The sequence below is a fragment of the Variovorax glucosi genome (assembly GCF_051216695.1).
Lineage (GTDB): Bacteria > Pseudomonadota > Gammaproteobacteria > Burkholderiales > Burkholderiaceae_C > Variovorax.
On record NZ_JBPJZE010000273.1, the window covers coordinates 1 to 1,146 of the forward strand.

Annotated in this window: 1 protein-coding gene and 1 pseudogene; one reads left to right on the plus strand and one right to left on the minus strand. The window is 69.3% G+C overall.

Annotated features, from left to right (window positions below):
* Positions 1 to 361, minus strand: a pseudogene (locus ACSFA3_RS24895) (LuxR family transcriptional regulator); the annotation flags it as partial.
* A 71-nt stretch (positions 362 to 432) separates the two neighbouring features.
* Between ACSFA3_RS24895 and ACSFA3_RS24900 the strand changes: the two are divergent.
* Positions 433 to 921: a DUF3237 domain-containing protein gene (locus tag ACSFA3_RS24900; RefSeq protein WP_435460546.1), complete on the plus strand. Its 489-nt coding sequence runs from the start codon at positions 433 to 435 to the stop codon at positions 919 to 921.
* Positions 922 to 1,146: the final 225 nt, after the last annotated feature.

Below are 1,146 nucleotides of genomic sequence, written 5' to 3' on the forward strand. Positions count from 1 at the left end.
GGGCGTCGTACACCTTGGCACGGTGTTCCGGCGGCACCTCCCGCGCAGTGATGTGGCACACACGCAGCTGCGGCGCGCTCGCTTCGCGCAAGGTGTGGTCCCCTTGGATCGGACCCGAGAGGTAAGCGCGCCAACAGTCACGGGTGGTGTCGGGCATGCCCCGGCTGCCGCTCAGAAAGATGGCCGGTCGCGACCCCGTGCGGTAGACCGAGAACGACCCCACCGGCAGGGCCGACGCCATGGCCTTGAGCAGGCAAACGCCAAACGTCGGCTCGCCCAGCGCACGCACCACCACCGGCAGGCATTGCGCCAATGACGCTTCGGCACTCTCGGCGGGCAGATCGGGAATCCAGGTGTGCATGGGGCAATACGGGGAATCCCGTCATCTTCCAGGATGACAGCGTCGCCCCGCCACCGGACTTACGCTAAGGCATGACTTCCACCCTTCAAGAGAACGATCCGCTTGCCGCGCCGCGCCTGACCTGGTTTGCCGATGTATCCGTCGAAGTCGGCGAGCCGCTGGTGCTGGGCGACGGCGCCCAGGGACTACGCCGCGTGGTGCCCATCGTGGGCGGCCATGTCAAGGGCGATGGCTGGAGCGGGCGGGTGCTGCCGGGTGGTGCCGATTTCCAGCGCATCGCAAGCGACACGGTCTCGCAGCTCGACGCCCGCTACGGTCTGGAGACAGATGCCGGCGACCGCATCTACGTGCGCAACCGTGCGATGCGCACCGCGCCTGCCGACGTGATGGCGCAGTTGCTGCGCGGCGCCCCCGTTGACCCGGCGCAGGTCTATTTTCGTTGTGCACCCTCTTTCGAGACGCGCAGCGAGGCTCTGCACTGGATCACCGAGCGCCTGTTCGTCGGGGTCGGCGTGCGCCACCCCGCCCAGGTCGTGATGCGCTTCTTCGCGCTGCAGTGATCCATGGCGCCAGCGCCGCGCCCCCCGTTTCAACACCGACAGGAGACCTCCATGACGACCGCCCAAACCACCGCCACGCGCCGCCGCGCGCTCATCGCCGCCACTGCGCTGGTCGGACCCGGGAGCATGTCCTGGGCGTCCCAGGCGCCCGCCCAGGCGGCCTCCGCCTATCCCAGCCGGCCTGTACGCCTCGTCGTCGGGTTCCCGGCTGGCAGCGGCCCGGAC